This window comes from Methyloglobulus sp., from assembly GCF_046714055.1.
In the GTDB taxonomy this organism is placed as follows: domain Bacteria; phylum Pseudomonadota; class Gammaproteobacteria; order Methylococcales; family Methylomonadaceae; genus Methyloglobulus.
Map to the genome: position 1 here is coordinate 1 of NZ_JBKKBJ010000245.1, position 4,447 is coordinate 4,447.

A 4,447-nucleotide genomic window follows, 5' to 3' on the forward strand; every position below is an offset into this window, starting at 1 on the left:
CTGGATACCTCGGAGGACTATTATTCTGAGATTATTACGACCCGTACTTATCAGGATCGTTTGGACACGCTGGCAAGAGTGAGGGATGCGGGTATCAATGTGTGTTGTGGTGGCATTGTCGGCATGGGTGAAAGCGATGTTGACCGGGCCAAGCTGCTGATCGAACTGGCCAATATGCCTAAGCACCCGGAAAGTGTGCCTGTCAATATGCTGGTTCAGGTTGAAGGCACACCGCTCATGGGCACTGAAGAGCTAGACCCTTTTATGTTCATCAGGACGCTTGCGGTGGCACGGATTATGATGCCCCAATCCCGTGTGCGGCTGTCTGCAGGGCGCAATAACATGAGTGATGAGATGCAGGCTCTGTGTTTCTTGGCGGGAGCCAACTCGATTTTTTATGGCGAGAAACTGCTCACGACCGATAACCCCATGACTAACCATGACCAAGATTTATTTGAGCGTTTAGGGGTGAACATGAGCGCATCGACGTATAACTAAAGGCGGTTCCGTTGTTCGATTTGGCCGCCAACCTTGGTACATTGGCACAGCAAGGGTTATACCGTTCCAGACGAATTATCGAATCCCCGCAAGGCGTTAACCTGATTTGTGACGGCAAGGCTGTCATCAATTTTTGCAGCAATGATTACTTAGGGTTAGCTAATCATCCTGATGTGGTAACAGCTTTCAAGTCCGCAGTGGAGAGGTTTGGTGTAGGCAGCGGTTCCGCCCATTTGATTTGTGGCCACAGCAGCACGCACCATGCCTTGGAAGAAGAACTGGCGGAATTTACCGGACGTAATCGGGCGTTGTTGTTTTCCACAGGTTACATGGCTAATATGGGCGTTATTTCAGCCTTGGTCGGGCGGGGCGATACGGTGTTTGAAGACCGATTGAACCACGCTTCCTTGCTGGATGGCGGTTTGCTGTCAGGCGCTAAATTTAAGCGCTATGCCCATGCCGATCCCGATCATCTCGACAATATTTTAGATAAGGTCGTGGGCAGTAAGCTCATAGTTACAGATGGCGTATTCAGCATGGACGGCGATACTGCGCCTTTGCGAGTACTATCAGCCGTTGCAAGAAAACATTCGGCTTGGTTGATGGTGGATGATGCCCACGGGATAGGGGTTTTAGGTGATCGCGGGGGGGGCATCCTCGAACAAATGGACTTGAAGCAAAACGATGTGCAGGTGTTGGTAGGTACGTTAGGTAAGGCATTCGGTACGTTTGGCGCCTTTGTCGCCGGTTCCGAAGAAGTGATTGAAACCTTGCTGCAAAAAGCCCGAACCTACATCTATACCACCGCTTTACCCGCAGTAATAGCGGAAGCCACGCGCACCAGCTTAAAAATTGTTCGGACGGAAAACTGGCGAAGGGAAAAGCTCAGAAAACTGACCGGGCGTTTCAGGGCAGGTGCCGGGGAGTTGGGTTTACCATTGATGGCTTCATCTTCGCCTATCCAGCCTATTAGGGTCGGTCATTCCGAAAAAGCAGTCACTGCCAGCAATGCCTTATTTGATAGCGGCTTTCTTGTAAGTGCGATCAGGCCGCCTACGGTGCCTTTAGATGGCGCAAGGCTGAGGGTGACTTTTTCCGCCCAGCATGAAGAACACCAAATCGACCAATTATTGGATGCGCTTGCCAAAGTATTAGCATGACAAAAATCCATACTGAAACTTTCGGACAGGGCAAACCCATAGCACTAGTCCACGGCTGGGCAATGCACAGCGGAATTTGGCGTTTGTTTGCCAAGGAGTTGGCAAAATTCTATCAAGTGACCTTGATTGATTTGCCTGGGCATGGGCGCAGCGAGGCTATCATGCCTTTTACGCTTGAAACGGTTAGTAAAGCGCTGGTTGATGCCGTCGCTGATGTCAATAATTGCTGGTTAGGCTGGTCACTTGGGGCTGAAGTCGTGCTGGAGATTGCCCGTCGGTTTCCCGAGCGGGTTAATAGCCTGGTTTTTCTTGCCGGGACCCCGTGTTTTGTTCAGAAAGGTTTGTGGCCGGGTATGGACAGACAGGTTCTCGACAGTTTCGCGGAAAGCTTGAAACAAGACAGCCAAACGACATTGCTCCGGTTTCTGTCGCTTCAGGTTACAGATTTAGTTGACCAGAAAGTCGCCTTACAAGAATTAAAGGCCTTGGTTTTTGAAAGTCCAGCGCCTGATCCGCAAACATTGCAAGAAGGATTAAACATCCTTAAACAGGCTGATTTAACGGCGGAATTTGCCAGCCTGAAAATACCCGTTGCCGTAATTTTGGGGGAACTGGACACTTTGGTTCCCATCGCTGTAGCTGGAAAAATGCAGGGCTTACTGCCGGGAATCGATTTGACAGTTATTGAAAGGGCAGGACATGTACCGTTTTTATCGCATCAACAGGCTGTAGTGAAAGCAGTATGCCATTTTATGGATCAGTGATCTTTATGGATAAATGACCATGCTGGTAAAAACCAGGATAAAACAATCGTTTGCGACTGCTTCGGCATCGTATGACAGCGTGGCGCTATTGCAACGAAATGTTGGCAGAACCTTATTGCAGCGTATAGAAGTTATCGGCCAACTTGATACAGTAGTCGATTTAGGGTGTGGTACAGGTTTTTTAATCAATGAATTTCTGGGACAAAAAATCTGTACACCGGAACAGGTTGTCGCAATGGACATTGCTGTGCCGATGTTGCAAATAGCCCGTAACAAACTGAAAAACAACTGTTCAGTCGCTTATCTTTGCGCGGATGCGGAATTTTTGCCGTTCCAGCCACGATCTGTGGATTTGCTCATATCCAATCTTGCCTTCCAGTGGTGTGACAATCTTGAGAAGGTCTTTAGTGACGTTAAACGGATATTGAAGCCAGAAGGCCGATTTTTTTTCACAATCTTTGGGTCTTCTACCCTGCATGAGTTAAAAAGCGCTTGGGGTGAAGTCGATGATTACACGCATGTGAATACTTTTTACAGCGGAACGCAGTTAACTGATTTTCTTAACCAAGCCGGTTTTCAACAGGTCGAGCTAGAAATCTGTTCTTATGTTTCAACGTATGAATCAGTTTGGGAGTTGATGACTGAGTTAAAACAGCTAGGCGCACGCACTGTAATGGCGGGATGCAATAAACAGTTTACCAGTAAGGCAGCTATGCAGCGCATGATCTGTGCCTACCAAAAGCAAGATGAAAATGACCTGGTTCCGGCGACCTTTGAGGTTCTTATGGTTGCGGTTAGGGCGTAGCTGGTTTAACAGGTTTAATCATGGGACAAGGCTACTTTATTACCGGAACAGACACCAACGTAGGAAAAACCTGGGCTACAGTGGCCTTGATGCGGTATTTTAAAGGTAAAGGAAAATCGGTTATCGGCTTGAAGCCAGTGGCTTCCGGTTGCATTGCCAAGGATGGGAGATTGGTCAATGCGGATGCGCTCTTGTTACAAGAAAATGCTACGGTAAGGCTGGATTATCGTTCGGTTAATCCTTACGCCTTTGCGCTTCCGGTTTCCCCCCATATCGCAGGTAAGGATAACCCGGTCGAACTGGATGTGATTGTTAATATATTTAATGCCATAAAAGGACAAGCCCAGGTAATCCTGGTTGAAGGCGCTGGCGGCTGGTATTCTCCGCTCAATGAAAATCAGGATAACAGCGATCTTGCGGTTGTATTAGAGTTGCCTGTGCTAATGGTGGTAGCTGTTAAGCTCGGTTGCATCAATCATGCAAAACTAACGTATCAGGCGATAAAAAGTGACAGGGTTTCCTGCGCTGGCTGGATAGCGGTATGTACGGATGCTAATACGATGTACCCTAAAGAGATTGTATCCACCATAAAAAAAATGTTGGACGTACCGCTTTTGGGCGTGTTGCCTTATATGGATGCCCCTGATTTTAAGGTGTTAGCAATGAATTTTTCGCTTAGGAATTTAATTTATTGATTTCAAGGGTTTTTAACTTGGCGGTTTCAAGGTTGAAGTGCAAATATCACGGCATGATGCTGCTTAAAATCAAATGCGTCTGGTGTAAACAATTCAGCAGGGCATTTGAAACCTAACGATTTGCGTGGCCGGGCGTTTAGCTTCCACGCGATCGCATCTAAATCTTCTTGGGTGGACACGCTTAAGCCTTCCCCTTTGGGCAGGTACTGCCGAAGTGACCCGTTGGTGTTTTCGTTAATGCCGCGCCGCCAAGGGCCATGTGGGTCGGCAACGTACACTTTGACGCCCGTCTGCCCAGTCAACCTGGCATGTGCCGCCATTTCCCTGCCTTGGCCATAGGTCATCGACAAGCGCTTCTGGGCTCCAATACCGGTCAAGGGCATGGCTAAAGCCCTGTAATGCAGGTTCAGCACCCGCATTCCCCATCTTGGCCAATACCGTAAACGACGTGGTTATTTCTACGGTCGCGCCTACCGCTGGGCGGTTGCCTTTCCCTTTGGCCAAGTCACCTTCCCAGTGACCAGG

4 protein-coding genes and 2 pseudogenes are annotated in these 4,447 nt (G+C 48.5%); 5 read left to right on the top strand and 1 reads right to left on the bottom strand.

Annotated features, from left to right (window positions below):
- The 5 genes and pseudogenes from ACLQ6D_RS14585 to bioD form a co-directional block, all read left to right on the top strand.
- Positions 1-498 (top strand): annotated as a pseudogene (locus tag ACLQ6D_RS14585) (biotin synthase); the annotation flags it as partial.
- Positions 499-509: 11 nt separating this feature from the next.
- On the top strand, positions 510-1,658 hold the full coding sequence (gene bioF / locus ACLQ6D_RS14590) for an 8-amino-7-oxononanoate synthase (protein ID WP_411728043.1): 1,149 nt from the start codon (positions 510-512) through the stop codon (positions 1,656-1,658).
- Entirely contained in the window at positions 1,655-2,422 is a 768-nt protein-coding gene (bioH, locus tag ACLQ6D_RS14595; RefSeq protein ID WP_411728044.1) for a pimeloyl-ACP methyl ester esterase BioH, read from the top strand. Before bioF ends, bioH begins: the two co-directional genes overlap by 4 nt.
- 19 nt (positions 2,423-2,441) lie before the next feature.
- Positions 2,442-3,227 (top strand): malonyl-ACP O-methyltransferase BioC, encoded by a 786-nt coding sequence (bioC, locus tag ACLQ6D_RS14600; RefSeq protein ID WP_411728045.1) that lies wholly within the window; start codon positions 2,442-2,444, stop codon positions 3,225-3,227.
- Between the two features lie 20 nt (positions 3,228-3,247).
- A complete protein-coding gene (bioD, locus tag ACLQ6D_RS14605) occupies positions 3,248-3,922 on the top strand; it encodes a dethiobiotin synthase (protein ID WP_411728046.1) in 675 nt (224 codons plus the stop codon).
- Positions 3,923-3,948: 26 nt separating this feature from the next.
- On the opposite strand, the pseudogene ACLQ6D_RS14610 reads toward bioD, so the two are convergent.
- Positions 3,949-4,447 (bottom strand): annotated as a pseudogene (locus ACLQ6D_RS14610) (IS30 family transposase); the annotation flags it as partial.

Bases quoted from the DNA above. Each gene is read 5' to 3' on its own strand.
- bioH (WP_411728044.1), top strand. From the start codon at position 1,655: ATGACAAAAATCCATACTGAAACTTTCGGACAGGGCAAACCCATAGCA.
- bioC (WP_411728045.1), top strand. From the start codon at position 2,442: ATGCTGGTAAAAACCAGGATAAAACAATCGTTTGCGACTGCTTCGGCA.
- bioD (WP_411728046.1), top strand. From the start codon at position 3,248: ATGGGACAAGGCTACTTTATTACCGGAACAGACACCAACGTAGGAAAA.